The organism is Streptomyces sp. CoH27, from assembly GCF_020181035.1.
In the GTDB taxonomy this organism is placed as follows: domain Bacteria; phylum Actinomycetota; class Actinomycetes; order Streptomycetales; family Streptomycetaceae; genus Streptomyces; species Streptomyces camelliae.
Map to the genome: position 1 here is coordinate 352465 of NZ_JAIQYY010000004.1, position 26733 is coordinate 379197.

Annotated in this window: 21 protein-coding genes and 2 pseudogenes; 6 read left to right on the forward strand and 17 right to left on the reverse strand. The window is 73.3% G+C overall.

Going from position 1 to position 26733, the window contains the following annotated elements; translation table 11 throughout:
• Nucleotides 1-99: 99 nt before the first annotated feature.
• The 8 genes from LE548_RS08690 to LE548_RS08725 form a co-directional block, all read right to left on the reverse strand.
• Nucleotides 100-1071, reverse strand: coding sequence for an LLM class F420-dependent oxidoreductase (locus tag LE548_RS08690; RefSeq protein ID WP_225096074.1), 972 nt, complete (start codon nt 1069-1071; stop codon nt 100-102).
• Nucleotides 1072-1121: 50 nt separating this feature from the next.
• The gene (locus tag LE548_RS08695; RefSeq protein ID WP_225096075.1) at nt 1122-2732 is read right to left on the reverse strand and encodes a protein kinase; all 1611 of its coding nucleotides are present in this window, start codon (nt 2730-2732) and stop codon (nt 1122-1124) included.
• Nucleotides 2733-2889: 157 nt separating this feature from the next.
• Nucleotides 2890-3849: a threonine/serine dehydratase gene (locus LE548_RS08700; protein WP_225096076.1), complete on the reverse strand. Its 960-nt coding sequence runs from the start codon at nt 3847-3849 to the stop codon at nt 2890-2892.
• Nucleotides 3850-3953: 104 nt separating this feature from the next.
• Nucleotides 3954-4973 (reverse strand): polyprenyl synthetase family protein, encoded by a 1020-nt coding sequence (locus LE548_RS08705; RefSeq protein ID WP_225096077.1) that lies wholly within the window; start codon nt 4971-4973, stop codon nt 3954-3956.
• Nucleotides 4974-5076: 103 nt separating this feature from the next.
• On the reverse strand, nt 5077-6117 hold the full coding sequence (locus tag LE548_RS08710) for a tetratricopeptide repeat protein (RefSeq protein WP_225096078.1): 1041 nt from the start codon (nt 6115-6117) through the stop codon (nt 5077-5079).
• Nucleotides 6118-6294: 177 nt separating this feature from the next.
• Nucleotides 6295-6972, reverse strand: coding sequence for an AIM24 family protein (locus tag LE548_RS08715; protein ID WP_225096079.1), 678 nt, complete (start codon nt 6970-6972; stop codon nt 6295-6297).
• Nucleotides 6973-7028: 56 nt separating this feature from the next.
• Nucleotides 7029-8309: a CAP domain-containing protein gene (locus tag LE548_RS08720; RefSeq protein WP_225096080.1), complete on the reverse strand. Its 1281-nt coding sequence runs from the start codon at nt 8307-8309 to the stop codon at nt 7029-7031.
• Between the two features lie 14 nt (nt 8310-8323).
• Nucleotides 8324-9526: a serine hydrolase gene (locus tag LE548_RS08725; protein ID WP_225096081.1), complete on the reverse strand. Its 1203-nt coding sequence runs from the start codon at nt 9524-9526 to the stop codon at nt 8324-8326.
• 308 nt (nt 9527-9834) lie between these two features.
• On the opposite strand from LE548_RS08725, the gene LE548_RS08730 reads away from it, so the two are divergent.
• Nucleotides 9835-11622, forward strand: coding sequence for a M4 family metallopeptidase (locus tag LE548_RS08730; RefSeq protein WP_225096082.1), 1788 nt, complete (start codon nt 9835-9837; stop codon nt 11620-11622).
• On the opposite strand, the pseudogene LE548_RS08735 reads toward LE548_RS08730, so the two are convergent.
• A pseudogene (locus tag LE548_RS08735) lies at nt 11588-12046 on the reverse strand (transposase); the annotation flags it as partial. The gene LE548_RS08730 and the pseudogene LE548_RS08735 sit on opposite strands and share 35 nt — an antisense overlap.
• Here LE548_RS08735 and LE548_RS08740 point away from each other — a divergent pair.
• Nucleotides 12041-12313, forward strand: a pseudogene (locus tag LE548_RS08740) (glycoside hydrolase family 95-like protein); the annotation flags it as partial. The pseudogenes LE548_RS08735 and LE548_RS08740 overlap by 6 nt on opposite strands.
• Nucleotides 12310-13530 (forward strand): SGNH/GDSL hydrolase family protein, encoded by a 1221-nt coding sequence (locus LE548_RS08745; protein ID WP_225096083.1) that lies wholly within the window; start codon nt 12310-12312, stop codon nt 13528-13530. The pseudogene LE548_RS08740 and the gene LE548_RS08745, both read left to right, overlap by 4 nt.
• A 16-nt stretch (nt 13531-13546) precedes the next feature.
• On the opposite strand, the gene LE548_RS08750 is transcribed toward LE548_RS08745, so the two are convergent.
• From LE548_RS08750 to LE548_RS08765, 4 genes are read right to left on the reverse strand one after another with little or no spacing between them, the layout of a single operon-like run.
• A complete protein-coding gene (locus LE548_RS08750) occupies nt 13547-16507 on the reverse strand; it encodes a helix-turn-helix transcriptional regulator (protein ID WP_225096084.1) in 2961 nt (986 codons plus the stop codon).
• Between the two features lie 54 nt (nt 16508-16561).
• Entirely contained in the window at nt 16562-16912 is a 351-nt protein-coding gene (locus LE548_RS08755; protein WP_225096085.1) for a UBP-type zinc finger domain-containing protein, read from the reverse strand.
• Nucleotides 16909-18378 carry an ATP-binding protein gene (locus tag LE548_RS08760; RefSeq protein WP_225096086.1) on the reverse strand — a complete coding sequence of 490 codons (1470 nt, stop codon included), beginning with the start codon at nt 18376-18378 and terminating at the stop codon, nt 16909-16911. The genes LE548_RS08755 and LE548_RS08760 overlap by 4 nt, the downstream gene beginning before the upstream one ends.
• Entirely contained in the window at nt 18375-20051 is a 1677-nt protein-coding gene (locus LE548_RS08765; protein WP_225096087.1) for an FAD-dependent oxidoreductase, read from the reverse strand. The genes LE548_RS08760 and LE548_RS08765 overlap by 4 nt, the downstream gene beginning before the upstream one ends.
• 230 nt (nt 20052-20281) lie before the next feature.
• Here LE548_RS08765 and LE548_RS08770 point away from each other — a divergent pair, with 230 nt between their 5' ends.
• Nucleotides 20282-21148 carry a universal stress protein gene (locus LE548_RS08770; protein WP_225096088.1) on the forward strand — a complete coding sequence of 289 codons (867 nt, stop codon included), beginning with the start codon at nt 20282-20284 and terminating at the stop codon, nt 21146-21148.
• 1 nt (nt 21149) lies between these two features.
• Here LE548_RS08770 and LE548_RS08775 read toward each other — a convergent pair whose 3' ends face one another.
• The 3 genes from LE548_RS08775 to LE548_RS08785 form a co-directional block, all read right to left on the reverse strand.
• Nucleotides 21150-22385, reverse strand: a complete 1236-nt coding sequence (locus LE548_RS08775) for a DUF4032 domain-containing protein (protein WP_225096089.1) — start codon at nt 22383-22385, stop codon at nt 21150-21152.
• 95 nt (nt 22386-22480) lie between these two features.
• The gene (locus tag LE548_RS08780; RefSeq protein ID WP_225096090.1) at nt 22481-23227 is read right to left on the reverse strand and encodes an MBL fold metallo-hydrolase; all 747 of its coding nucleotides are present in this window, start codon (nt 23225-23227) and stop codon (nt 22481-22483) included.
• A gap of 85 nt (nt 23228-23312) precedes the next feature.
• Nucleotides 23313-23942, reverse strand: coding sequence for an alpha-ketoglutarate-dependent dioxygenase AlkB (locus LE548_RS08785; protein WP_225096091.1), 630 nt, complete (start codon nt 23940-23942; stop codon nt 23313-23315).
• A 135-nt stretch (nt 23943-24077) separates the two neighbouring features.
• Here LE548_RS08785 and LE548_RS08790 point away from each other — a divergent pair, with 135 nt between their 5' ends.
• Entirely contained in the window at nt 24078-24698 is a 621-nt protein-coding gene (locus LE548_RS08790) for a TetR/AcrR family transcriptional regulator (protein ID WP_225096092.1), read from the forward strand.
• Nucleotides 24699-24735: 37 nt separating this feature from the next.
• The gene (locus LE548_RS08795; protein ID WP_225096093.1) at nt 24736-26409 is read left to right on the forward strand and encodes an FAD-binding dehydrogenase; all 1674 of its coding nucleotides are present in this window, start codon (nt 24736-24738) and stop codon (nt 26407-26409) included.
• 2 nt (nt 26410-26411) lie between these two features.
• Here the strand turns inward: LE548_RS08795 and LE548_RS45970 are convergent, their stop codons facing one another.
• A complete protein-coding gene (locus LE548_RS45970; protein ID WP_225096094.1) occupies nt 26412-26642 on the reverse strand; it encodes a DUF488 family protein in 231 nt (76 codons plus the stop codon).
• Between the last annotated feature and the right edge of the window lie 91 nt (nt 26643-26733).

Consider the following 26733-nt stretch of genomic DNA (forward strand, 5'->3'; position numbering starts at 1 on the left):
CGGGAGCCCGTCGTGGCGCCGGGCGGGGCACGGGCACGAGTACGGCCGCTCACCGCTTTGGCGGACCAGGGCGGACCCGGGCGGGCGCCGCCGGCCCGGTCAGCCGAAGGCCTCCCGCAGCGCGGGCAGCAGGGTCTTCGCCGCCCAGTCCAGGTACGCGGACTGTGCGTCGCCGCCGATCTGCACCAGGGCGATCTCCCCGAACCCGGCCTCGGCGTAGGGCCGCACGGCGTCCACGAAGGCGTCCGGGTCGTCGCCGCACGGGATCGCGGCGGCGACGTCGTCCTCGTCCACGAACCGGGTCGCGGACTCGAAGGAGTCCGGGTGCGGCAGCTCGGCGTTCACCTTCCAGCCGAGGCCGAACCAGCGGAACTGGGAGTGTGCGCGCTTGACGGCGGTGTCCCGGTCGGGGTCGTAGCAGACCGGCAGCTGGCCGACGCGGGGTTTGCCGCTGCCGCCGTGCCGGTCGAAGGACGCCAGCAGCCCCGGCTTCGGTTCGGTCGCGATGACCAGGTCGGCAAGGTGCCCGGCGAGCTCGCAGGACTGCTCACCGGAGACGGCGATGCCGATCGGCGGCGGCTGCTCCGGCAGGTCCCACAGCCGGGCGGAGTCCACGTCGTAGTGCGGCCCGTGGTGGGTGACATGACCGCCGGCGAACAGCGCGCGGATGATCCCCACGGCCTCTTCGAGCATCTCGTGCCGCACGTCCGCGGGGGGCCAGCCGCCGCCCACCACATGCTCGTTCAGGTTCTCGCCCGCGCCCAGGCCGAGCCGGAACCTGCCCTGCGACAGCAGCTGCACCGTGGCCGCCTTCTGCGCCACGATCGCTGGGTGGTAGCGGAGGATGGGGCAGGTCACGAAGGTCATCAGCGGGATCCGCGAGGTGGCCTGGGCAGCGGCGCCCAGCACACTCCACGCGTACGAGGAGTGGCCCTGCGAGCGCAGCCACGGAAAGTAGTGGTCGGAGATCACCGAGAAGTCGAAGCCGGTCTCCTCGGCCCGCACGACGTGGTCCACGAGGTCCCGGGGCCCGGTCTGCTCCGTCATCATCGTGTATCCGATGTGCACCATGACCGGCGAGTCCCCACGCCCGGGGACCGGAAACGGACCACCGGCACCGGTCAGCCCCGCGGCTCGCGGAACGTCGCCAGGAACGTCTTCAGCGCCAGCCGGTTCGCGGCGTCGTCCCAGGTCGCGGCCGGGGTGGTGAAACGCAGTGAGAAGCTGCGCCCGCCGCCGAGCAGGAAGCCGCGCCCGAAGGTGTGCACCCGGGCGCTCCCCGTCCCCGACAGCCACTCCAGGTCGGCGGCCTTGTGGCCCCGATAGGTCGTGGCATGTGCGTCGGCCACGTCCTGGTAGCCGGGGAGCCGCTCCAGGTGCGGTTCGACGTCGTCCTGCCAGATGGCGACCGGGTCCGGGCCGGCGTGCTCGCTGTAGGTGACGGCGAGCGTGGGGGAGGAGCCGCCCGTGCCGAAGGTGATGCGGTAGGAGTCCGTGGCGCGTGTGGTGACGAGCCGCTTCCAGCCGTCCGGCAGCGCCACCGAGAAGCCCTCCGGAGCCGTGTAGCGGTGGTATCCGGCGGGCAGCGCGGTCGGGGCCGTCGCCGTCGCCGTCGCCGTCGCCGACGCGGTCGGCGTGGGGGTGGGCGTGGGCTTCGCGGAAGCGGAGGGCCGCTCGGCCGGGGCGGACGGGGTGACCGGTGCGGCAGAGGTGACGGGCCGGTCCGGCGCGTGGGCGGTGCCGGTGCCCGGCAGCTGATGGGTGACGGCCAGGGCGGTGACGGCCACGGTGACCACGGCCAGCGCGCTGCCGGCGGCCAGCACCCGTCTGGCGTGCACCCCGCCGGGGAGCCGCACGCTCGGGTGGACACCGCGCAGCCGGGGCACGGGGGCCGTCAGCTGGTCCGCCTCGCCGTCGCCGTCCAGCGCCCGGGTCAGGGCCGCGCGGACCACCTGCCGGGTCAGCCGCTCCCGCGAGCTCTTCCGCAGCAGCCCCTGCACGGCCTGGTGGAGCGGGCCCGCGCGCAGCGGGGTGCGCAGCGGCAGCCGGTCCACGGCCTTCAAGGTGGCCTCGGGCCTGCCCCGGTCCCGGAACGGCGGCCGGCCCTCCACCATCGTGTACAGCAGCGCGCCCAGCGCCCACAGGTCGGCGGCCGGGCCGATCCGCTCGTCGCGGGCCTGCTCCGGCGAGGCGTACGACGGTGCCGTGAGCCGGGGCACCAGGGTCGCTCCGGCCAGCCCGAACCCGGTGACGATCACCGGGCCGCCCTCCGGGACGAAGACCTGGCCGGGACTGAGCTCGCCATGGGTGATGCCCTCGTCGTGCGCGGCCTGGAGCACGTCGAGCAGCTCCAGGCCGATCCGGGCCGAGCGCGCCGGCTCGAACGCCCCCTCACGGTCGAGGAGTTCGGAGAGCGGTGTGCCGTCGATCCACTCGGTGACCGTCCACAGGGTGCCGGCCTCCACCACGGCGTCCACGACCGCGGCGATCTGGGCGGGGCGCAGCAGCCGCATGGTCTCCGAGGTCCGGACGACCCGGGCCGTGACCCGGCGCACGGTGTCGTCGGTGAACGGCTCCGGCAGGGCGGTCTGGGCCACCAGCCGGGGCTGGTCCGCCGTCACGTCCTCGGCGTACCACCACAGGCGGTTCGTCTCGCGGGCGAAGACCTCCAGCAGCCGGTACCGTCCGGCGACCAACTCGTGTGCGGAGACGTGCGCCTTGACCATGGTCATCCCTCGCTGAAACCCCTGTTCCGTGTCTCCCAGGGGTACGCGGGGCGCGTGGGGGTGCGTTCAAAGAAATCCCGGATGCGCCCCTTTTTCCATGGATTCCGGGACGCGCCCCCGGCTCAGCGGATTCCGGGACGCGCACCCCCTGCTCCGCGGACGCTCACCTCAGCCCGAACTCATCGGCCCATCCCATGAGTTCCCGGGGTGTCGTGTTGCCGCCGCACACCACGAGGCCCAGCCGGGCGCCGTCGCCGACCCGGGCCAGCACGTGCCGGGCCGCCGGCAGCAGACAGCCCGCGGCCGGCTCGGCCCACACCTTGGCGTGCTCGGCGAGGTCCAGACAGCCCTGCACCGCCTCCCGGTCCGGCACCACGAGCACCTCCTCCACCAGCGCGGAGACATGGTCGTAGGTCAGCTGGGACACGGACGGCGCGCTCAGTGTGGTGACGAGCGAGGACACCGGCACCTGCAGTGGACCGCCGGCCTTCAGCGCGGCCGACATCGCCTCGGCACCCGCCGTCTCCACGCCCCACACCCGCACATCCGGGCGCCGGGCACGCAGCGCGGCCGCCACTCCGGCGATCAGGCCTCCGCCGCCGATGCTGACGATCACATCCGTCAGCTCCCGCGCGTCCTCGGCGAACTCCAGCCCCACGGTGCCCTGTCCGGCGATCACGACCGGGTCGTCGAACGGGTGGACCAGGGTCAGCCCCTCGTCCCGCAGCCGGAGCACCAGCTCGAACGCGCTGCCCATGCCGTCGGTCAGCCGCACCGACGCCCCGGCCGCCTCGGCGAGTTCGACGGAACGCGCGGGAGCGGTCCGGGGCATCACCACGGTCGCCTTCACATCGAGGGCCGCCGCCATCACCGCGAGGGCGATGCCGTGGTTGCCGCCGCTGACCGCGACCACGCCGGCCGCCCGCTCGGCCTCGCTCAGCGACAGCAGCTTCGCCGTGGCCCCGCGTGCCTTGAACGAGCCCGTGCGCTGGAGGAGTTCGAGCTTGGTGGTGACCGGGGCGCCGAGCAGCGCGGCCAGCCCCGGGCTCGGTACGGTCGGCGTCCGTACCACGTGCCCGGCGATCCGTTCCGCGGCGGCTTCGATGTCCGAGATGCCGATCAAGGTGCTTCACCCTTCCGGCGCGGGGTGTGGGAACCGCGCCCCTGGCACCCTCACCCGCCCGGACTCCCCAGGTCAACACCGTTTCGCCACCGGCCCCGAGGAGCTCACAGCTCACGGTCCGCCAGATGGTCCAGCAGCGTGCGCAGCTGTCCGGCGGCTCCGGCGGCCAGCGGTGCTTCGGCGAGCAGCGCCCGTGCGGCGGCCGTGTGCGCCCGCGCTTCGGCCAGCGCCGCTGAACGGCCGCCCGCCGCCTCGATCAGCGCGGCCGCTTCCGTGGCTCGCTCCGGCCGGCCGAGCAGTGCGGGCAGCCGGCCGGCCACTGGGGAACCGAGCGCGACCAGCACCGGGTATGTCATCTTTCGCATCCGCAGATCGCCGTCCGCCGGCTTGCCGGTGACGGCCGGATCGCCCCAGATGCCCAGCACGTCGTCGACCAGCTGGAAGGCGATGCCGAGGTGCCGGCCGGCCCGTGTCAGCACGCCGACCGTGGCCTCGGGCGCCCCGCCGAGCGCGGCGCCCAGCGCGAGGGCGCAGCCCAGCAGCGCGCCGGTCTTGCCCTCCGCCATCGCCCGGTACTCCTCGGGCGTCACCCGCTGCGGGCCGGCGTGCGGCCGGGCGGCGAACAGCAGGTCGTCTGCCTGCCCGCGCACCAGGTCGGCGAGGGCCGCAGACAGCAGCCGCAGGGCGCCAGGACCGCCCGCCGCCGTGGCCAGGGTCTCCACTGCGAGGGCGAACAGGGCATCCCCGGCGAGTACGGCCGGTCCGGTGCCGTAGGCCCGCCACACGGCCGGGCGGCGGCGCCGGGTGCCGTCACCGTCCATGATGTCGTCGTGCAGCAGCGAGAAGGCGTGCACCAGTTCCACCGCCACCGCCGCCGGTACGCCGGCCCGGCCGTCGGCGCCCGCCGCCTCGGCGCCGAGCACCGCGAGCGCCTGCCGTACCCCCTTGCCGCCCGGCGCGGCCGCGGGCGCCCCGCCGACCTCGCACCAGCCGAAGGAGTACGCGGACATCTCGGCCACCCACGGATGCATCCCGCCCACCGCCTCCTCCAGCGCCGGCCGCACCAACTCCCGGCAGCGAGCGAGGACTGCGGGCGCGCGAGGCGGAGCTTGTACAGCGGTCATCGCACGTCCTCCAAGCCGGCACCGAGCTCCTCGGGTGCCGGCTGCGTCAGGTCCCGACGGGGGGCGAGGTTTTCGGGTGCGCGGGGCGGAGCTTGTACGGCGGTCATCGCTCGTCCTCCATGCCGAGGCCGAACTCCTCCTGGGCGCGGGCCACCATCTCCCGCGCGTGCTTGAGCCCGCCGCGCTCCAGCATCCGGGCCAGATCGGCGAGTTCGGCCGCCGTCTCGGCGCGGTCCCGGCCGAGCTGAGCCAGCGACTTGGCCAGCCCCAGCCGGGCCAGCGCCGTGCCGCGCGGTTCGCCCATCGCGCGGAACTCCTCCAGCGCCAGCTCGTACAGCTTTCGCGCCTCGGCGTAACGCCCGGCGCGGTAGAGGACGTTGCCGCGCATCTTGTGGTTGTAGGCGAGCGCGCTGGACAGATTCATCGCGCGGCAGCCGGCCTCAGCCCGGGAGAGCAGCTCCAGGGCACCCTCGGTGTCCTTGTCGCGGACCGAGAGGATGTCGGCGAGCCCGCGCAGCGCCCAGGCGTGCCCCCGCCGGTCCTCGGCCCGCTCGGCTATCCGGGCCGCCTCCTCGAACTGTGCGTACGCCCGGTCGAAGTCCCCGGTGTTGCGGTGCATCTGTGCGATGCCCTCCAGCGCCCATACCGTGTGCCGGGCCTCCCCGCGCCGGCGGGCCTCGGCCAGCAGCTGCTCGTGCAGCCGGCCCACCGCCGCGTAGTCGCCCTGGATGCGGCCGGTCTCCGCCAGTCCCGCCAGCGAATAGCCGCGCACCACCACGTCCCCGCCGCGCTCACCGAGGTCGGCGGCGAGCCCGAGCAGCCGCCAGGCGAGCGGAAACGCGCCGCGCTGCCGGGCGAGGGTGCCGCCGCTCCACAGCGCCCACGCCATCGCGCCGGTGTCGCCTGCCTGGCGGGCGGCGCGGTAACTCGCCTTCCAGGCCCGGTCCGCGTCCTCGATCCGGCCGAGCCGACGCTGGGCCTCGGCGACGGCGAGCCCACAGCGGGCGGCCTCGCCGAGGCGCCCGGCCCGCTCGGCCTCACGCAGCCGCTCGGTGGCCTCGGCCAGCACGTCGACCAGCGAGGAGTTCACGGAGAGGGAGGTCAGGGCGCCCTGGTACTCCGGGGCGAAAGCCTTGCCGTACATACGCACCTTTCTATACACGACATGTATAGATGCCATGTATACATCCCGTGTATAGGGGGTCGAAAAGATGCCCCGGCCCGGGAGCCGGGGCGCATCGCTCTGTTGCCGGTCAAGACGCGCGTACGGCGACGGAGGTTGCCCGTGCGACGCGGATCACGTGCTGAGGGGCGCGCCGCCTCAGTGCTGCTGGGCCTTCTGCGGGGTCGCCTCGCTCGGTCGCACCACGACGAAGCCCTCGCCCTGGAGCATCAGCTGTACGGCCTCGCCCGAACCGCCGCGCAGCATCGACCCGATGGACTGGGAGCGGTGCAGCGAGGTCTGCAGCTGCGCGGTCCAGCCGACCACCGCGTCCGTGTCGACGTACACCGGGGCCTGCGCGGAGACCGGGATGACCAGCGGATTGCCCTCGCAGACCAGACCGAGCCGGCCCTGCCCGCTGAACACGCTGTTGAACAGCCCGCCGCCGGCGATGCCCGACCCCTTCACCGTCTTGATCTCATACGACAACGAGGGGTCGAAGCACAGCACGTTGCGCCCGTTGACGGTGAACCGGTCACCCGCTTCGACCTCGACGATGAAGCAGTTCTGCGCCTCGTGCGCGAACCAGGCCTCGCCCTGCCCGCGCACCGCCATGAGGGGCAGCCCCTCACCGGTGACCGCACGCTTCAGCATGCCGCCGACGCCCTGGCCCTTGCGCTCGAACTTCAGGTCGCCCCGGTAGGCGACCATCGAGCCCTGGCGAGCGTACATCTCGCCGCTCACCGCGTAGCGGAGGCACTTGGCGTTCTCGACGGACATGCCCGGCGCCATGGCCGGCTGCACCACGTGCGCACTGGAAAAGAGATCACCCTTCATGCCGGGCATGGTGTCCCGGAAGCAGTCGTTCCGCCAAGATCACGCAAAGTGGCCGGTCAGCCACCGAACAGCTGGCACCAGTAGGTGCCCGCCCGGCCGCCGCCCGCGAAGCCGACGCCGATATGGCCGAACTCCCGCTTGAGGATGTTGGCCCGGTGCCCGGGGCTGTTCATCCAGCCCGCCACGACCTCGGCGGCACTGCGCTGGCCGCAGGCGATGTTCTCGCCGATCGTCCGCAGCCGGGAACCCGCCGCGGCGGCCCGGTCCCACGGCTGGGCGCCGCCGGGGGAGACATGGTCGTAGAAGTCCCGGGCCACCATGTCCGCACAGTGCGCCTGCGCGGCGGCCGTGAGCTGTGGATCTGCTGCCAGCGGGGCCAGCCCGGCCCGCCGGCGCTCGGTGTTGGTGAGCGCGAGGACCTCGGCGGCCGCGCGGTCCAGCGCCTCCGGGGTCAGCGGAGCGGCCCACAAGGCGGTCCAGTACCGGTCCCCGGCGTCGGCGTGGGCGAGGGCGGCATGCCGGAACCCGGGATCGAGCAGGATCCGCCGGGACCGCTCCGATCCCAGGCAGTACTCCACGAACTCGGCCGGAGTGCGCGGCCCCGAGACCAGATGCTCCCCGACCCTGATGTACGCGTACCCGGCCCCGGTGATCCGCTGATGCACCGACACCCCGTCCCGCCCCTCGGCCCCCAGCCGCCCGGCGTCCGCCATGGCCCGCGCATGCGACCGCGCGGCTGACACGAGACGCGGTTCGAGCGCGATGCGCACCGAACCGGCTTGCGTACGTGCGGAGTTGACCAGCCGAAGGAAGTCGGCATCGGCGGGGGAGCTGTCCTCGGTGGTGGAGCCGTCCTCGCCGACCTCCACCCCGAAGTCCCGGGCGAGCCCGGCCAGCCCGTCGGCGTACCCCTGCCCGATCGCCCGCAGCTTCCACCCGGTGCCGGGCCGCAGATACAGCTCGGCGAGCAGCAGCACGGTCTCCGAACCGGGCCGCGGCGGCACGAACCGGGCCACCGTACGACCGGAGGCGTCCGTGATCTCAAGCCGGGGAGCGGGCAACCGTCCGAGCGGCGTCCCCGGCTCGGCGGCACTCACGACGACGGTGACCCGGCACGCCCCGGCCCGCAGCCGCCCCGGCTCGACGGCCAGGGCGTCACCGAGCAGCCGGACACCGGGCGCCTGTGGCTGGTTGTAGAACACGAAGTCGCCATCGGAGCCGACCTTGCCGTCCACCCCGGTGACGAGAGCGGACACATCGAAGTCGCCGGCCACCCGAAGCCGCAGCACGCCACCGGGCAGCGGCACATTGCCCCCGGCGACAAGCTCACTGGTCACATCGGGGTCAACGCCTAGCCCTCATGGAGGAGTTCCCCGCTTGCCGACCCCAACCCCTTGGCCGACTTCGACGCCCCGCAGAACGCGGACTCCAGCACACCTCCCATCGCACTGGCCACCTCCCCGTTGTTGGACGTGTCGGCGACAGCCGCGACACTGCGCGAACCGTCCTTCGTGGCGAAGGCATACGTGGAGTACCCCTGCACGATGCCGGTGTGCCCGTACACGAACACGCCGCACGACAGCGCCCGCCGCCGCAGCCCGAGCCCGTACGCCGTCGTCGCGTTCACCGCGCTGAACCGCTCCATCTCGGCCAGCCGCGCGGCGGACACCAGCCTGCCGCTCAGTAGCGCGGAGTAGAACGTGTCCAGATCCCGCGCGCTGGAGATGATCGCCCCCGCGCTCTGTGCCCAGGACACGGTCTGGACGGTGGCGTCGACCAGCGGCTCACCGGCGGTGTCGGGGGTGAGGTAGCCGTGGGCGTACCGGCCGGGGATCGTGGTCTCGGGGTGGACGTAGAACGTGTCGTGCAGCTTGAGGGGCTTGAAGATGCGGTCCTCGTACGCGGTCCGCACGGACTGACCCGTGAGCTTCTCGATGAGCATCCCGGCGATGACGAAGTTGGTGTTGGAGTAGGAATAGGCGGCGCCGGGTGCGTTGGTGCGGGGCTTCTTCAGGGAGAGTTCGACCAGCTGACGGTAGGTGAAGACCTTGTTCCGTACCGCCTCGAAGCCGGCGACGCTGTCGGCGAACATGTCATTGGTGTAGTCGTACAGCCCGCTCCGGTGGCCGAGCACCTGGCGGACGGTGATCCGGTCGTCCGGCAGCAGCTTCGGCAGATAGTGGTTGACCGGCGCGTCGAGTGCCAGCCGGTGTTCGTCGGCGAGCTGGAGCAGGACGACGGCCGAGAAGGTCTTGGTGACGCTGCCGATACGGAACCGGTCGTCGGTGGTGAGGGCCCGCCGGGTGTCGCGGTCGGCGAGGCCGCGGGCCACCTTGTACGTCGTGCCGTGGTCGTCGATCAGTGCCATGGCGCCCGGCGCGCCCGCGTCCACCGACGACTTCAGCGCCGCGGCCACCCCCCGGGTGTCGGGCGCCGCGAGCGAGGCTCCCCTCGGCGTGTCCGGCTCCGCCGTCGCGGCCCGTGCCGGAACCGCGAGAAGCGACAGCGCGATCGCGCCGAGGACCGCACCTTGCCCCACCCTTGCTGACACCATCCGGCACCCACTCCCGTCCGTACGACATGTGATGCGACATCGGTCACATTCCGGCCCTGGAACCTAAGGGATTGACGCCACGTCTCCACAGCCGACACACAGTTGATCAGATTGTGATCACTCCGTGGCGCCCTTTCGTAAAGGAATTACATAGAAGTTCACGAAATAGATCATTCCGTCTTTACGTGGACATGACTGATCCGTAAGGGTTGTCCCCGGGGCCCGACCAGCCCCCGTGGTGCCCAACAGCACCATGTCTCAAGGCGGTTGGCCATCCCGGCCGCCTTCGAACGAAGGAACCCTGATCAGTGCGTAGACCGCACATACGCAGCGTCGCCGTTGCCATCGCGGTGACGACCGCTGCCACGGGCCTGGCCGGTACGGCTTTCGCGGGCTCCGGCACGGGGGTGGAGCGGCCTGTCGCGTCCGCCGGCACGAACGCCTCGGCGGTGGTGAGGGCGGCGCAGACCGCGGCCTTCGCGCACGCCTCGGCGACCGGCGTCTCGCAGGGCGACGAACTGCACGCCCAGGACGTGATGATCGACCCCGAGGGAGCCCGGCACGTCCGCTTCATCCGGAGCCACAACGGCATGCCCGTGCTCGGCGGCGACCTCGTCGTCCACCTCGACCGCGCGCTGGCCTACACGGGCGTGACTCGCGCGGCCGACCACGCCGTAGCGCCGGCCACCTCCCGGGCCAGGCTGACTGCGGACCAGGCCGCGGCCAAGGCCGCTCAGGCCGCCAAGGGTGAGGCGGGCAGCGCCCAGCTCGTGGTCGACGCGCGCGACGGCGCCGCCGCCCTCGCCTACCAGGTGACGGTGACCGACCAGCAGGGCACCAGCACCGTCGTCGTCGACGCCGTCACCGGCAAGGTGCGCAGCAACACGCCCGACAGCGACGAGTTCCTGTCGCCGAAACTGCTCGCCGACCTGCGGGGGCGAGGCGAGACGCTCGACCCGGCCACCGGCACCGCCTCCGGCGCGCCCGAGGCCGGCCTGCTCGGCTCCGGCGTCTCCGGTGCCACCACGTACCCCTCGCCCGCGAAGGGCACCGGCAAGACCCTCTTCGTGGGCAGCGTCGGCCTGACCACCACGGCCACCTCCAAGGGCCACTACCGGCTCAAGGACCCGAGCCGGTACGGCACCGAGACACGTGACGCCAAGGGCACGTACACCGAGAAGTTCAGCGCGGGCACGGCGTTCACCAGCACGACCGACGTGTGGGGCAACGGCACCACGAGCAACCGGGCCAGCGCCGCCGCGGACGCCCAGTACGGCATCACCAAGACCCTGGACTTCTACAAGGCCGCCTTCGGCCGCAAGGGCATCGCGAACAACAGCAAGGCCGCCCAGGGCATGGTCCACTGGGGCAGCAAGGTCGCCAACGCCTTCTGGGACCCGACCTGCACCTGCATGCTGTACGGCGACGGCGACGGCAAGACCTTCAAGAAGCCGCTCGTCGTCCTCGACGTCACCGGCCACGAGCTGACCCACGGCGTGGTCGACGCGACCGCGAAGCTGGAGCCGACCTTCGTCGACGCCAAGGGCAACCAATACGGCGAACCCGGTGCGCTGAACGAGTCCCTCGCGGACATCTTCGGCTCGAACGTCGAGTTCTACGCCAACAACCCCAAGGACACGCCGGACTACCTGATCGGCGAGAAGCTGGGCCTCGCGCAGAAGTTCCTGCGCCGCCTCGACCACCCGTCGCTCGACAAGCTTGAGCACACCATCGACTACTGGTCGCCGGACGCCTACTACACCGAGGTGCACGCGGGCTCCGGTGTCTCCTCGCACGCCTACTACCTTCTCGCCGAGGGCAGCGGCAAGAAGACGATCAACGGCGTCGCCTACGACTCGCCGACCTACGACCACGCCACGGTCAAGGGCATCGGCCGCGCCAAGGCCACCGCCATCTTCTACCGTGCGCTCACCCGCTACATGGTCTCCACGACCGACTTCCACCAGGCGCGCTTCGCGACCCTGCAGGCGGCCAAGGACCTGTACGGCGCGAACAGCACCGAGTACAAGACGGTGGACAGCGCGTGGGCCGCGGTCAACGTCACTGTCGCCAACACGCCGGCCGCCCGGCACTGACGTCACCGTCGTACGGACCGCTGTACCGGATCGTGTCCATGGTCCGGGGACGCGGGGCGGCCCGCGGCCGGAGGCCGCTGATGAACAGGGCCTCACGCTCTGGGGCCACCGGTGCGGCCTGGACGGTCCGATGCCCGCACCCATCGCTCTGGTGGGTGCGGGGCGGTGCCGTCCGTCGCCGGATCGGGTGTCCCAGGGCGCGCCTGCCGATCGCCACGGCGGCAGCGTCGTGGCGAGTGGGCTTGCTGTTCGTGGTGGTGAGGGGCTTCTGCCCGTGCTGGGCGCCCCACTTGCTGGTGTAGGCCGGGTCGACGGCGATGACGGGGATGCCACGTTCGGCCGCCATGCTGACCAGCCGGGCCCGCAGCCTGGACACCGGCATGCCGGAGATGAGGCGGCGGAACCTCTTGCGGCGGCCGTGCTGTACTCCCGCCCGGGGCACCTCGCACTGCTGCCGGCCCTGCCGGCCCTGCCGGCCCTGCCGGACGCCTGGGCGGCGGCCGGCCCGGTGACCGGGGCCGGGGCCCGCGGCGGGTCCGTCGTCGACCTCCACTGGCGCAACGGGACACCCACCGAGGTGCGCATCCGCAGCATCGGCGGGACCATGACCTCCGTGGGAAACGCAGGGCAGTCCCGGACCGTCCGCATACGCCCCGGCGAGTCCGTCACGCTCCGGGACTTCGCCCGGTGAGCGGCCCGATCGGACGCGGCTGCCGCGCCGTCGCCGCCCTGCTGACCGCCTCCGTCTGCCAGTCCGCACCCGCCCAAGCGGCCGAACCCCTGCCCGCCACCGCCACCCGCGCCTCCGGGGTCGTCACCTGGGCGGCGAGCGCGGACCGGGTCGGCGCGGGTACGGCGGACGCGGACTACCGGCTGATCGTGCACACCAGTGTCGGCGGCAGCGGCCTGCGCGTCCGTGTCACCAACGCCTTCGGCGACCGCCCGCTGACCCTGGACAGCGTCTGGGCCGGCCTGCGCGACCACGGCGCCGCCCTGCGTCCCGGCAGCAACCGGCGGCTGACCTTCGGCGGCTCCCGCACGGTCACCGTGCCCGCGGGCGCCCTGGCCTGGAGCGATCCGCTGCCCGGCAGCGTCCCCGCCGGCACCGACCTCGCCGTCAGCCTGCACACCCCGGACGCGGCCGGCCCGGCCGGCGGCCACGGGACGGCGATGCAGACGTCGTACACCGGCCAGGGCGATCACACCGCCGAGGAGAGCGACACCGACTGGACGCGGACGACCGGCTCCTGGTGGTATCTCGACGCCGTGTCCGTACGGCCGTCCCGTGCGGCCACCCGGGCCGTGGCCGCGCTCGGAGACTCGATCACCGACGGCTGGCAGTCCACCGGCGACCGGAACCGCCGCTGGCCCGACTACCTCGCGCGCCGCCTGATCACCGCCCGGACCCGCATCAAGGGCGTCGCCGACGAAGGGATCTCGGGCAACAAGGTCCTCGCGGACGGCGCCGGGCAGAGCGCCCTGCACCGGCTGGACCGGGACGTGCTGTCCCTGCCCGGCGTGCGCACCGTCTTCCTCTTCGAGGGCGTGAACGACATCAAGGCGCACACCGGCGTCACCGCGGCCGATCTGATCGCCGGGTACCGGGAGATCGCACGCCGGGCCCACGCGGCCGGAAAATGCGTCGTCGCCGCCACGGTCGGCCCGTTCAAGGGCTGGCCCGAATGGGACCCGGCCGCCGAGACCGTACGCCAGGAGGTCAACCGGTACCTGCGCACCAGCCATGACGTCGACGCCGTGACCGACTTCGACCGCGCCCTGCGCAGCCCCTACGACCCCGAGCGGATCCTGCCCTTCTTCGACGGCGGCGACCATCTGCACCCCGACGACAAGGGAATGCGGGCCCTGGCCGACGCCGTCGACCTCGGCCGCCTGGACTGCGCCCGCTGACCGAGGGCCGGCCCGGTCAGCCCGACCCGGCCGGCTCCGGCGCGATCAGCCCTGTGCGGTAGGCGATCGCCACCGCCTCCGTACGGCTCGCCGCGCCCAGCTTGGCCAGGATGTTGGAGACGTGCACGCTCGCCGTCTTGCCGGTGATGAACAGCTCCTCGCCGATCTGCCGGTTGCTGCGGCCCCGCGCGAGCAGCCGCAGCACATCCCGCTCCCGGGCGGTGAGGGACACGGTGGGGGCAACGTCAGCGGCAGCGGCCTGGTGGTCCCGGCGGGACAGCGCGTCGATCTGCTCCAGCAGCGGCGCCGCGCCGAGCCGGGCCGCCGTCTCGCGGGCGAGCCGTATCTGCTCCGCCGCCTCGGTACGGTGCTCCCCGGCGAGCAGCGCCTCGGCGAACCGGACCCGGCAGCGGGCCTGTTCGTACACGTCGCCGTACCCGAACGCGGCGACCGCCTTCGCCCAGGCCGCCGGATCCGGCCCGGACACGGCCGTCGCCCACTCCGCCTCGGCGCGGGCCAGCCAGGCCTCCCCCTCCGGGCCCCGCGTGCGGCCCTCCTTGCCCGAGGCGGCCGTCGCGCGCGCCAGCTCCACCAGTTCGGTCGCCTTGTCCGTCCAGCGGGCGAGCTCCCGGTCGTCGCCGGCCCGGCGCGGCTCGGCCGTGCGGTCGGCCACCGCCGTCAGACACAGCGCTGCGAGCCGGACCAGCACACCCGGCCGGTGCGTCGTCTCGTCGGACAGGGCCGCGGCCGCCTCCCGCATGTGCTCGACCGCCGCCTGCGGATCGCCGGCCCGCGCGGCCGCGTCGGTGAGGACGACCCCGGCCACCAGCGTGCCCATCCAGTCGAACGGGCCCGCCAGCAGCGCGCGGGCCCCGGCGACGGCGCTCTCCTCGCCGCGTGCCAGCGCCACGTACAGCACCGGGCTGTCGGCGAAGCCGGCGCTCGCCGGGGCCGGCACCGCCGGGTCGGCCGCGGCGGCCAGGCATTCGTCCCAGCGGCCCAGCGTGTACAGCGCCAGCAGCCGCAGATAGCGCAGGCCCAGCGGATACGTCGAGGACAGCAGCCCCGCCCGGCGCGCCCGGTCCAGGCCCTCGCCCAGCAGGGACAGGCAGGCTTCGAGGTCACCGCTCTCGAAGGCGCCGACAGCCAGGTTGAACAGCGCGCGCATCTCCACCGGAGCGTGCCCGGCGGAGCGGGCCAGCTCCCGGGCCCGGTGCAGCCGCTCCCTGCCCTCCCGGGTGCCCCGGCTCGCCCCGTCGAGGCCGACGAGGGAGATCAGCAGGTCGGCCTGGGCGCCGGTCACGCCCAGATCCTCGGCGACGGGCAGGGCCTGCCGGGCGACGCGCAGCGCTGTCTCGTCCTCGCCGACCTGCCGGGCCGCCGCGACATGCGTGGCCGCCGCCCACACCCACGTCCGGGACGGCGGCTCGGCGGGGATCAGGGCCAGCGCCTCGCTGCTGTAGCGGTACGCCGCCGTCAGGCTGTCCACGCTCAGCAGGTTCCCCGCGAGGGTGTACCGCACCCGGGCGGCCAGTTCGGAGTCGGCGTCCCGGCCGATCCCGGCGAGCGCGGCACGGGTCAGCGCGACCGCGCGGTGCGCGTCCCCGGCGTGCGCGGCCGCCGCCGAGGCGCGCAGGGTCAGCGTGATCCGGTCCCGGCCCGCCGCCCCGGGCCGCTCGGGCTCCGGCACCGACGGCCACAGGTCCAGGGCGGTCTCCAGATGCCGCAGCTCCTCAGCGGGCGCCCCCAGCCGCCGGGCGTGGTCGGCCGCCTCCAGACAGGCGGCGAGCGCCCCGGGCAGGTCGTGGCTCTCGCGGGCGTGATGCGCGCGCTCCGCGGCGGTCTCCGGGGCCCGGCCCCGCGCGGCGAGCAGCCGGCCGTACGCGCCGTGCAGCCGGGACCGCTCGCCGGGCAGCAGATCGGTGTAGACCGCCTCGCGAGTCAGTGCGTGCCGGAAGGCGTAGGTGTCCGCCGGTCCGGGGACGAGCAGTTGCCGTCCCACCGCCTCGCGCAGCGCCGCCTCCAGCTCGTCCTCCGGGAGCCCGGCGGCATCGCGCAGCAGGTCGTGCTCCACCCGGCGCCCGGCCACCGCGGCGGTCCGCAGCACCTGCTGGGCGGTCTCGGACAGCTGCTCGACCCGGATGAGCAGCAGATCCGCGAGCCCGCTCGGCACCCCGCCGCAGTCGGCGCCGGCAGCCGCGAACAGCTCCTGCGCGTAGAACGCGTTGCCCTCCGCGCGGGCCACGATGCCGCGTACGACGGACTCCGACAGCGGACGGTCCTCCAGGGCCCGGACCAGCCGCGCGACCTCCGGGTCCGGCAGCGGCCGCAGCTCCAGCCGCTCCACGGCCGGCAGCCGGACCAGCTCGGCGAGCAGCGGTCGCAGGGGGTGGCGGCGGTGCAGATCGTCCGCCCGGTACGAGGCGAGGACCGTCAGGCGCCGGCCGGGGACGCTGCTGCCCGGCCGGTGCAGCATGCCCCGGCTGAGCAGGAAGCGCAGCAGGTCCCGGGACGACTGGTCGGCCCAGTGCAGATCCTCCAGGACGAGCAGCAGCGGTGCCACGGCGGCCAGTTCGGCCAGCAGCCCGGCGACGTCCTCGAACAGCCGCAGCCGGCCGTCCGGACCGTCCGCCGCGTCCGTGCCCGCGCCCAGCAGCCGGTCCACCACCGGATGCGCGGCCAGCACGGACGTGAAGCGCGCGTCGGCCGCGAGCGCGCCGAGGATCTCGGTGAACGGCAGATACGGCAGGCCGACGTCCCCAAGGTCCACGCAGTGCCCGGTGACGACGGTCGTCCCCGCCCGCGCCGCCCGCCCGGCGACCTCGTCCAGCAGCCGCGTCTTGCCGACCCCCGCGTCCCCGGCGACCAGCACACCCCGCGCCTCACCGCCCCGGGCACGCTCCAGCACGCCCAGGAGCCGGGCCAGTTCCTCGTCCCGCCCGATCAACGGCGGCGCAGTGAAGACGGTCTGTGACACGCGCCTATCGTGACACGGGCCACCGACAACGCCGTGCGTGCGGCCGGGTACGGATCAGCGCAGCGTCTCCGCCCAGTTCGCCGGCACCCGTCCCGCCGGGCCCGGTACCGGCTGGTCGGCCGGATGGCTGGCCGGCGGGGCCAGTTCGGGCCCCGAGGCGTACAGCTCGTCCGTGGCGTAGTTCCAGAACCACTCCTCGCCCGGCTCGAAGCTCCGGATCACCGGGTGCCCGGTGGCGTGGTAGTGGGCGGTGGCGTGCTTGGCGGGGGAGTCGTCGCAGCAGCCGACGTGCCCGCACTGCGCGCAGCGGCGCAGGTGGAACCACCAGCCGCCGGCCTCCTCGCACTCCAGGCACCCGGTGCCGCTGGGCGCGGCGGTCGGGTCGAGTCCCTCGACGTCGTTCATACGCGTTCCTCGGCTTCCTGCGCGTCCTCTTCCGGTGTCTCGGCGGTCAGCGGGAGCAGCACCTGGAAGCGGGTGTCGCCGGGCACCGACTCCACACGCAGCGTGCCGTGGTGCTTGTTGACGACGATCCGCCAGGAGATGTCCAGGCCCAGCCCGGTGCCCTCGCCGACCGGCTTCGTGGTGAAGAACGGGTCGAAGATCCGGTCCTTGATCTCCGCCGGCACCCCGGGTCCGGTGTCCCGGAACTCCACCAGCAGCCGTTCGTGGTCGAGCGCCGACCGCACGGTCAACGTGCCCGTGCCGCCCGAGCCGTTCATGGCGGAGACCGCGTTGTCGATCAGGTTGGTCCACACCTGGTTCAGCTCCGCCGGATAGGCGGGCACCGGCGGGAGCGTGCGGTCGTACTCCTTGACGACCTCGATGCCCGAGCCGATCTTGCCGGAGAGCATCAGCAGGGTGCTGTCGAGGAGTTCGTGCACGTCGACCACCCGGTAGGGGGCCCGGTCCAGCTGCGAGTACTGCTTGGCCGCGTCGACGAGATGCGAGATCCGGGTGGTGGAGTCCTCGATCTCGCTCATCAACAGCTCGGTCTCGATGGTGTAGTTGAGCCAGGCGACCGCCCCGGGCAGGATCTCCTCGTCGACGGCCGCCGCGACCTGCTCCAGCCAGTCGACATCGAGCCCGGCCTGCACGAACGTCGGCGCCAGCTGCCAGCCGTAGTCGATGCCGTGATCCTCCAGCCAGTCGGTGAGCAGGTCCTCCCGGTCGGCGGCCTCCAGCGGACTGAGCACCGGGGCCTTGGCGACCCGCTCCGCGGTGCGCTCCTGGATCTCGATCAGGCCCGCCAACTGGTCGCGGGAGAAGGGACCTTCGGCGATCACGGCGAGCTTGTGCCGCATCTTCGCGACCCGTTCGCGCAGCGTGGCCGTGGCCCGTACGGCCGCCGCCGCGGGGTTGTTGAGCTCGTGCGTGAGCCCCGCCGACAGCGAGCCGAGCGCCAGCAGCCGCTCCCGCTGCCCGATCGCCGCCTGGGTGCTCTTCGACCCGAAGAACAGCCCCTCCAGCAGATGCACGGCCATCGGGAACCAGTCGGTCATGACCTCCGCGAAGACGTCCGCCGGCAGCACGAAGAACCGGGTCGGCTCCGTCACCCGCATCGAGTTGTTGTACACCTGCCGTACCCGGTCACCGAGATAGGCCTGCATCGCGCCCGCGTACACCCCGGGCTGGGAGGCACGGATGACCTCCACGTCGTCGCCGCCGACCCGGCGGGAGAGCACCACCGTGCCCTCGATCATCACGAAGAAGCAGGTGGCGGCGTCGCCCTCGGTGTACACCGGGCCGGGCTCGAACAGCTCCACACGCCCGTCGCTGCACAGCCGCCCGAGCTGTTCGGGGCTCAGCTTCTCGAAGAGGAACAGCGAGCCGATCTCCTTGGGGCTGCACGGCATGATCCGCCCGCTCATGACTGCTCCAGATACCGGTGGACGAGCATCACGGCCATGGCTCCCTCTCCGACGGCGGACGCGACCCGCTTGGCGGACTCGGCACGGGCGTCGCCCGCCACGAACACGCCCGGGACGCTGGTCTCCAGGTGGTACGGCGCCCGGTCCAGCTCCCAGCCGGCCGGCGGCCGCCCGTCGGCGGTCAGATCGGGCCCGGCCAGGATGAACCCGCGCTCGTCGCGCAGCACCGCATCGCCCAGCCAGTCGGTCAGCGGGGCGGCGCCGATGAACACGAACATCCACTGGGCGTCGACCCGTTCGCTCTCGCCGGTCGCCGTGTCCCGCAGCGTGAGCTGCTCCAGGTGGTCCGAGCCGTGCGCCGCGGTCACGGCCGTGTGCGGGCGCACGGAGATGTTCGGCGCCTCATTGATCTGCTGGATCAGGTAGTGCGACATCGAGGCCGACAGGTCGGGTCCACGCACCAGCAGGGTCACCGACTTCGCGCCCCGGGACAGATACATCGCCGCCTGGCCCGCCGAGTTGGCGCCCCCGACGATGTACACGTCCTGCCCCTGACAGGCGGACGCCTCGGTCAGCGCCGAGCCGTAGAACACCCCGCAGCCCGTCAGATCGACGCAGCCGGCGGCCTCCAGCTGACGGTACTGCACGCCGGTCGCGAGGATCACGCTGTGCGCGGCGATCGCCGTGCCGTCCGCGAACCGTACGACGCGGGCGGGGCCGTTGACCTCCAGGCCGGTCACCTCCCGCGCGGTCAGGATCTCGGCGCCGAACTTGGCCGCCTGGCGCCGCGCCCGGTCGGTGAGCTGGGCGCCGGAGACGCCGTCCGGGAAGCCCAGGTAGTTCTCGATCCGGGAGCTCTGCCCGGCCTGTCCGCCGGTCGCCGAGCGCTCCACCAGCACGGTCCTGAGCCCCTCGGAGGCCCCGTACACGGCTGCGCCGAGCCCGGCGGGCCCGCCGCCGATGACGATCAGGTCGTAGAAGTCGGCCGTGGGTGTCGTCGCCAGCCCCACCTGCGCGGCCAGTTCCGGCGCCTCCGGCTCGACCAGGGCGGTGCCGTCCGGGGTGATCACCAGCGGCAGCCGCCGCCCGTCCTGCCCGGCGGCGCTCAGCAGCCGCTGCCCCTCCGGCTCGTCCACCGAGTACCAGCGGTACGGCACCTGGTTGCGGGCCAGGAACTCGCGCACGTCCGACGACCGCGCCGACCAGCGGTGCCCGACCACCTTGGTGCTGGGCACGGGCCGGTAGGCGCTGGTCCGCCAGGCCTCCAGCAGGTCGTCCAGGACCGGGTAGAGCTTCTCCTCCGGCGGGTCCCAGGGCTTGAGCAGATAGTGGTCGAGGTCGACGACGTTGATCGCGTCGATCGCCGCGTTGGTGTCCGCGTACGCGGTCAGCAGCACCCGCCGTGCCCCCGGATACACGTCGAGCGCCTGCTCCAGGAACTCGATGCCGTTCATCTGCGGCATGCGGTAGTCGGCCAGGATCACGGCCACCAGGTCGCCGCGCAGTTTCAGCTCGCGCAGCGCCTCCAGCGCGGACGCGCCGGACTCCGCGCGCACGATCCGGTACGACTCGCCGTAGCGCCGCCGCAGATCGCGGGCGACGGCACGGGAGACTCCCGGGTCGTCGTCCACGGTCAGGATGACGGTCCGCGCGGTATCGGCGGCCTGTGCCATACGTCTCCCACCCCGAGCATCGGTTCCCGCGGCCCGGCGTCGTGGGGACCGCCGCACCGGTTCCCCGCCATCGTATGTTCGATCGCTCCGGTTCGCCCCGGGATGGGACGGGGACCGCGCCGTACGGCGTGCGCGGTGCCCCGCGGGGGATGATCGTTGCCGTGCGTGCCGCTGCCCGGCCCCGGGCACCGGCAGCGCGAGACGCGCCGCGACGACGAGGAGGCCCACGCATGACACGCCCGATCACGGCAGGGGTGGACGGTTCGCAGGAGAGCCTGGCCGCGCTGGCGTGGGCCGGCCGGGAGGCCGTACGCCGGGGGCTGCCGCTGCGCGTGGTGCACGCGTGGCGCTACGCCGAGCAGCTCGCCACGGCCGACCGCTGCACCCAGCGGGGGTGGGCGTCGGACGCGGTGACCGAGGCCGTGCGGGCCGTCGCCGAGCGGCATCCGCAGCTCGCCACGACCGTCGACGTCGTCGAGGGCGAGCCCGTGCACGCGCTGGTCCGCGCGGCGGCGGACGCCGAGATGCTGGTGCTGGGCTCGCGCGGACACGGGCCCGTCGTCGGTTTCCTGCTCGGCTCGGTCGGCCAGCAGGTGATCGCCGGCACGGCACGGCCCGTGGTCCTGGTCCGCGCCGAGGACAGGCCCGCGGCCGAGGCGGCCGGACGGGACGTCGTCGTCGGCCAGCACGGCGACAGCGAGGACAGTGCGGCCGTGCTGCGCTTCGCCTTCGAGACGGCGGCGGCCCGCGGCGCCGGCGTGCGGGCCGTACGGGCGTGGACGCTGCCGCCGGTCTTCGCCTACAGCCCCGGATCGCTCAAGCTGCTGGACGACGCCGGCGGTCTGGAACCGTACGAGAAGGAGGCGCTCAGCGCGGCCCTCGGGCCGTGGCGGGAGCGGTTCCCCGGCGTTCCGGTGACCGAGCACGTCGAGATGGGCAGCGCGGGCCAGGTGCTGCTCTCGGCGGCCGCGCGGGCCCAGCTGCTGGTCGTCGGCCGGCGGGCGCACCGTTCGGCCGTGGGCGCCCGGATCGGCTCGGTCGCGCACGGGGTGCTGCACCACGCCGAGTGCCCGGTCGCCGTGGTCCCGCACGAGTGAGCTACTCGGGTGCGGTCGGCTCCAGGGTCGCCCGCGCCTTCGGCAGGACGTTGGCGATGTAGTCCTGGACGGCCGTGTCCAGGCCGATGTCGTGCTGCGCGCGCTCGGACAGGTACCAGCGGTGCTCCAGGAGTTCGTGGTAGATCTCCGCCGGGTCCATGGCGCCGCGCAGCTCGGGCGGCACGGCCCGCACGGTGGGCCGGAACACGTCCCGGACCCAGCGGTGGGCGAGGACCTCGGGGCGGGCGGCAAGGGGATCACCGGGGGCGTAGTCGTCCTGGGTGGCCATCCAGCTCTCCAGGTCGCTCAGCAGCCGCCGCGCCTGGTTCTCCTCGGTGTCCAGGCCGGTCAGCCGCAGCAGCTGGCGCTGGTGGTGGCCGGCGTCGACGACCTTCGGCACGAAGGTGACCGAGTCCCCGTTGGAGGAGTGCTCGATCTGCATCTCGGCCACGTCGAAGCCCAGCTCGTTCAGCCGGCGGATCCGGCGTTCGATGTACTGGTACTTGCCCGCCGGGTACACCGAGGTGCGGGTCAGCTCCTGCCAGAGCCCCTCGTACCGGGTGCAGATCTCGTGCCCGAACTCCACCGCGTCGACGGACGGGTGCAGCGCGCCGGACGCCTCCAGATCCAGCAGCTCGCCGCTGATGTTCACCCGGGCCAGATCGAGGTCGTACTCCCGCTGCCCGGGGCTCAGCTGCGGGTGCAGGTCGCCTGTCTCGGCGTCGACCAGATAGGCGGCGTAGGCGCCCGCGTCCCGCCGGAACAGCGTGTTGGACAGCGAGCAGTCGCCCCACGCGAAGCCGGCCAGGTGCAGGCGGACCAGCAGCACCGCGAGGGCGTCCATCAGCCGGTGCATGGTCGCGGGACGCATGGTCGTCTCGAACATCGAGCGGTACGGCAGCGAGCCGCGCAGGTGCCGGGTGACCAGGACCGGCTCCAGCGGTGCGCCAGCGTGGTCGGTGCGGCCGGTGATCACCGCGAGCGGGTCGACGGCCGGGATGCCGAGCCGGTCGAGGTCGCGCAGCAGCTCGTACTCGCGCAGCGCGGGCCGCTCGGCCAGCTCCTTGACGGCGATCACCTCGTCACCGGCGTGCGCATAGCGCACCACGTGCCGGGAGATGCCCCTCGGGAGCGGGACGAGGTACTCCTCGGGCCACTCCTCCAGGGGCACGTCCCAGGGCAGGGCGAGCAGGAGCGCGGGGTGCTCCGGGTTCGTGGCGCTGATCTGCAAGGCCATGACACGAACCCTAAGGCCCCGCGCCGGAGTCCCAGCAGGCCCCTTCCCCGGTTGCGGCGGGTGCCTCCCCGGTTCCAGGAGCCCGCTCCCGCGTTCTAGGAGGCCCGCTCCAGGGCCTGCTCGGCCGCCGCGCGCACGGGACCCCGGTGGACCGGCCCGTGCCCCGGCAGCAGGGTGTCGCCCGTCAGCTCGCCGATCAGCTTCAGGGAGGCGATCGCCTGGGGGCGGTCGTGGTGGAAGAAGTCGGTCAGCAGCTGCGGCCCCTTGACCTGCGAGATCGCGTGCCCGGTGACCAGCGCGTCGCCGGAGATCACGATCCCCGCGTCGGGCAGGTGGTAGACGCAGTGGCCGTCGGTGTGGCCCGGGGTGTGCACGGGCACCGGGCGGCCGGGCAGGTCCAGCGGGCCCTCGGCCGGGAACGGCTCGGGGGCGGTGACGGGGTGCTGCTCGGTGCCGCCGACCCGGATCGTGTGCACCGCCCAGGGCAGCACACCCGGCCGCCAGATGTTGCGCACCACGTCGCCGATGGTGGCCTGCTGCAGGAACTCCCGGCGCGCGTGCGGGACTTCGACGGGATGCAGATGGACGGGGGTGCCGTGGGCGGCGCGCAGATACTCTGCCGAGCCCAGGTGGTCGTTGTGCGCGTGGGTGATCAGCACGGCGGCGACCGCCTCCGGTGCACTGCCGACCGCCGCGAGGGACTCCAGGACCCCCTGCCGGTCGCCGGGGTAGCCGGTGTCCACGAGGGTGACGGCGTCCCCGTCCTTGAGGATCACCCAGTTGACGTTGTTGCCGTGCACCAGATATGTGCCGTCGGCGACTTGCTGTACTTCTGCCCGCATGCTCATCCCGCCCTGGTGGCCGCTGATCGTCTCGGGACAGCCAACCAGATGGGGCACCGTCAGGTGCAAGCGGTCGCGGGACACGTCACAGCACGCCCCTCGGCCGGAACTGCACGCTGATGCGCGGTCCCGTGGCCCGCGCGCTCTTCGGTACGCAGTGCTCCCACGTGCGCTGGCAGGAGCCGCCCATCACGATCAGGTCGCCGTGCCCGAGCGGGCGCCGCACGGTCGCACCGCCTCCGCCGGCGGGCCGCAGCAGCAGGTCCCGGGGTGCGCCGACGGAGAGGATCGCGACCATCGTGTCCTCGCGGGCGCCCCGCCCGATCCGGTCCCCGTGCCAGGCCACGCTGTCCCGGCCGTCCCGGTAGAAGCACAGCCCGGCGGTGGCGAACGGTTCGCCCAGTTCCTCGGCATAGTGCCGGGACAGGGCCTCGCGCGCCTCGGCCAGTACCGGATGGGGGAGGGGGTCCTCGGCCGCGTAGAAGGCCAGCAGGCGCGGTACAGCCACCACGTTGTCGTACATCTTCCGGCGCTCGGCCCGCCACGGCACGTCCGCCGCCAGCCGCTCGAACAGGGCGTCGGCGCCGCTGAGCCAGCCCGGCAGCACATCGATCCAGGCACCGGCGGACAGTCCGGTCCGGCGCAGCCCGTCGAGCGGGCCGAGCCGCAGCTCGTCGGTCTGGTCGAACAGGGAGCCCTGGAGGTGCGTGGACATGAGCCCAGCGTACTCCTTAATCGAAAATGCGTTCCCATCTGCTCTTTTTGTGAGAAGAGGTCATCGCGCTCTTTCGATACATCGATGTATCGGATACATTCCCGTATCGAACGAGGGGCGGAGGAGCCGGTACCGATGAACGACACACCCAAGCGCGTCACCCGGCGCCGGGTCGCCACGCGCGCCCGGCTGCTCGACGCCGCGTTCGAGGTGTTCGCCGCCAAAGGCTTCGGGCGGGTCTCCATCGAGGAGATCTGCGAGGCGGCCGGCTACAGCCGCGGCGCCTTCTACTCGAACTTCGCCACCCTCGACGAGCTGTTCTTCGCGCTCTACCAGGAGCGCGCCGACCTCATCGCCGCCCAGGTCGCCGATGCCCTCGCCCAGGACGGACCCGACCTCGACGTGCCGGCCTCCGTGGACCGGGTCACCGAGGTGCTGCTGCTCGACGTGGACTGGCTGCTGGTCAAGACCGACTTCCTGGTGCACGCGGCCCGGGACCCGGCGGTCGCCCGGGCCCTCCTCGACCATCGCGCCCGGCTCCGCGAGGCCGTAGCCGACCGGCTCTTCCGGGCCCGTGGCCACACCGAACTGCCCGCCGTGCTCGGCGACGTGGACGGCGCCGCGCACGCCGTGGTCGCCGCGTACGACGGGGTCACCACCCAGCTGCTGCTCGACAAGGACGTCGAGGCCGCGCGGACCTGGCTGAAGCAGCTGCTCACCGCGCTGCTGACCGACGGCAGCCGCACCCCCGTATGAGCACCCTCCGAGCACCCTCAGGAAGGACACAGTCGCCATGGACGCGGACGTCATCGTCGTCGGAGCGGGCCTCGCCGGCCTGGTCGCGGCGCACGAACTCACCAGCCGGGGCCGCCGGGTGGCCCTGGTCGACCAGGAGAACGCCGCCAACCTCGGCGGCCAGGCGTTCTGGTCCTTCGGCGGGCTCTTCCTCGTCGACTCCCCCGAGCAGCGCCGCCTCGGCATCAAGGACTCCTTCGACCTCGCCTGGAACGACTGGCAGGGCAGCGCGCGGTTCGACCGGCTGGACGACGAGGACGCCTGGGCGGTGCGCTGGGCCCGCGCCTACGTCGAGTTCGCGGCCGGCGAGAAGCGCTCCTGGCTCCAGGGCCACGGCATCGAGCTGCTGCCGACCGTCGGCTGGGCCGAACGCGGCGACCTGAGGGCGAACGGGCACGGCAACTCCGTCCCCCGCTTCCACATCGCCTGGGGCACCGGCACCGGCGTGGTCGAGCCCTTCGTCACGTACGCCCGCCAGGCCGCCCGGGACGGGCTGCTCACCTTCCACCACCGCCACCAGGTGGACGAGCTGGTCATCGAGGACGGCACGGCCCGCGGGGTGCGCGGCACGGTGCTCGCCGAGGACCGTTCGCCGCGCGGGGTGGCCTCCAGCCGCGACCGCGCCGGCGACTTCGAACTCACCGCCCAGGCGGTCGTCGTCACCACCGGCGGCATCGGCGCCAACCACGACATCGTCCGCCGCCACTGGCCCGCGCGGCTCGGCACCCCGCCCACCGAAATGGTCACCGGCGTCCCCGCCTACGTCGACGGCCGCATGCTCGACATCAGCGCCGGGGCGGGCGTCCGCCTGGTCAACCGGGACCGCATGTGGCACTACACCGAGGGTCTGCAGAACTGGGACCCGATCTGGCCCGGCCACGGCATCCGCATCCTGCCCGGCCCGTCCTCCATCTGGCTGGACGCCCTCGGCCGCCGGCTGCCCGACCCCTGCCTGCCGGGCTACGACACCCTCAACACCCTCAAGCACCTGCGCACCACCGAGGACATCGCCGGGTACGACCACTCCTGGTTCATCCTCACCCGGAAGATCATCGAGAAGGAGTTCGCGCTCTCCGGCTCCGAGCAGAACCCCGACATCACCGCCAAGGACCGGGGCGCCGTGCTCAAGGACCGGCTGCTCGGCAAGGGCGCCCCCGGACCGGTGCAGGCCTTTCTCGACAAGGGCGCGGACTTCGTCACCGCCGGCACGCTGGAGCGGCTGGTCGAGAAGATGAACGGCCTCACCGAGAAGCCTCTTCTCGACGCGGCGGAGGTGCGCCGCCAGATCGAGGCCCGCGACCTGCAGATCGCCAACCCCTACAGCAAGGACTCCCAGGTCCAGGGCATCCGCAACGCCCGCCGCTACATCGGGGACCGGCTCGGCCGCGTCGCCACCCCGCACCGCATCCTCGACCCGGCCGCCGGCCCGCTCATCGGCGTCCGGCTGCACGTGCTGACCCGCAAGACGCTCGGCGGCATCCAGACCGACCTCGACTCCCGCGCCCTGGCCGCCGACGGCACCCCGATCGAGGGGCTGTACGCGGCGGGCGAGGTGGCCGGCTTCGGCGGCGGCGGGGTGCACGGCTACAACGCGCTGGAGGGCACGTTCCTCGGCGGCTGTCTGTTCTCCGGCCGGGCCGCGGGCCGGCACGCGGCCCGGCAGACCGGCTGACGTCAGCCCCTCAGCAGGTCCGGCACGACCTGCGCGTGGCTCTGCTCCGGCGTCCTGGACGCCGTCAGCAGGGCCACGCACCTGCGGCGGGCCGCCTCGCACAGGCCGTCGACGAGCTCGGCGGCCTCGGGAGCGTCCGGCTCCGCCTCGTAGCGGCTGCGGAACTCCTCGTACCCGCTCGACCAGCACCCGCAGAGCCGTCGTCGGGTGGGCTCGCCGTGGATCCGGCGCACACGTACGCTCGCTTCGGCCCCTCTCGGGTCGCGGACGGCGCCGTGAGCCTGACCCCGGTGCGCTCGGCCGCCGGCCGCGACGCGGCGTAAC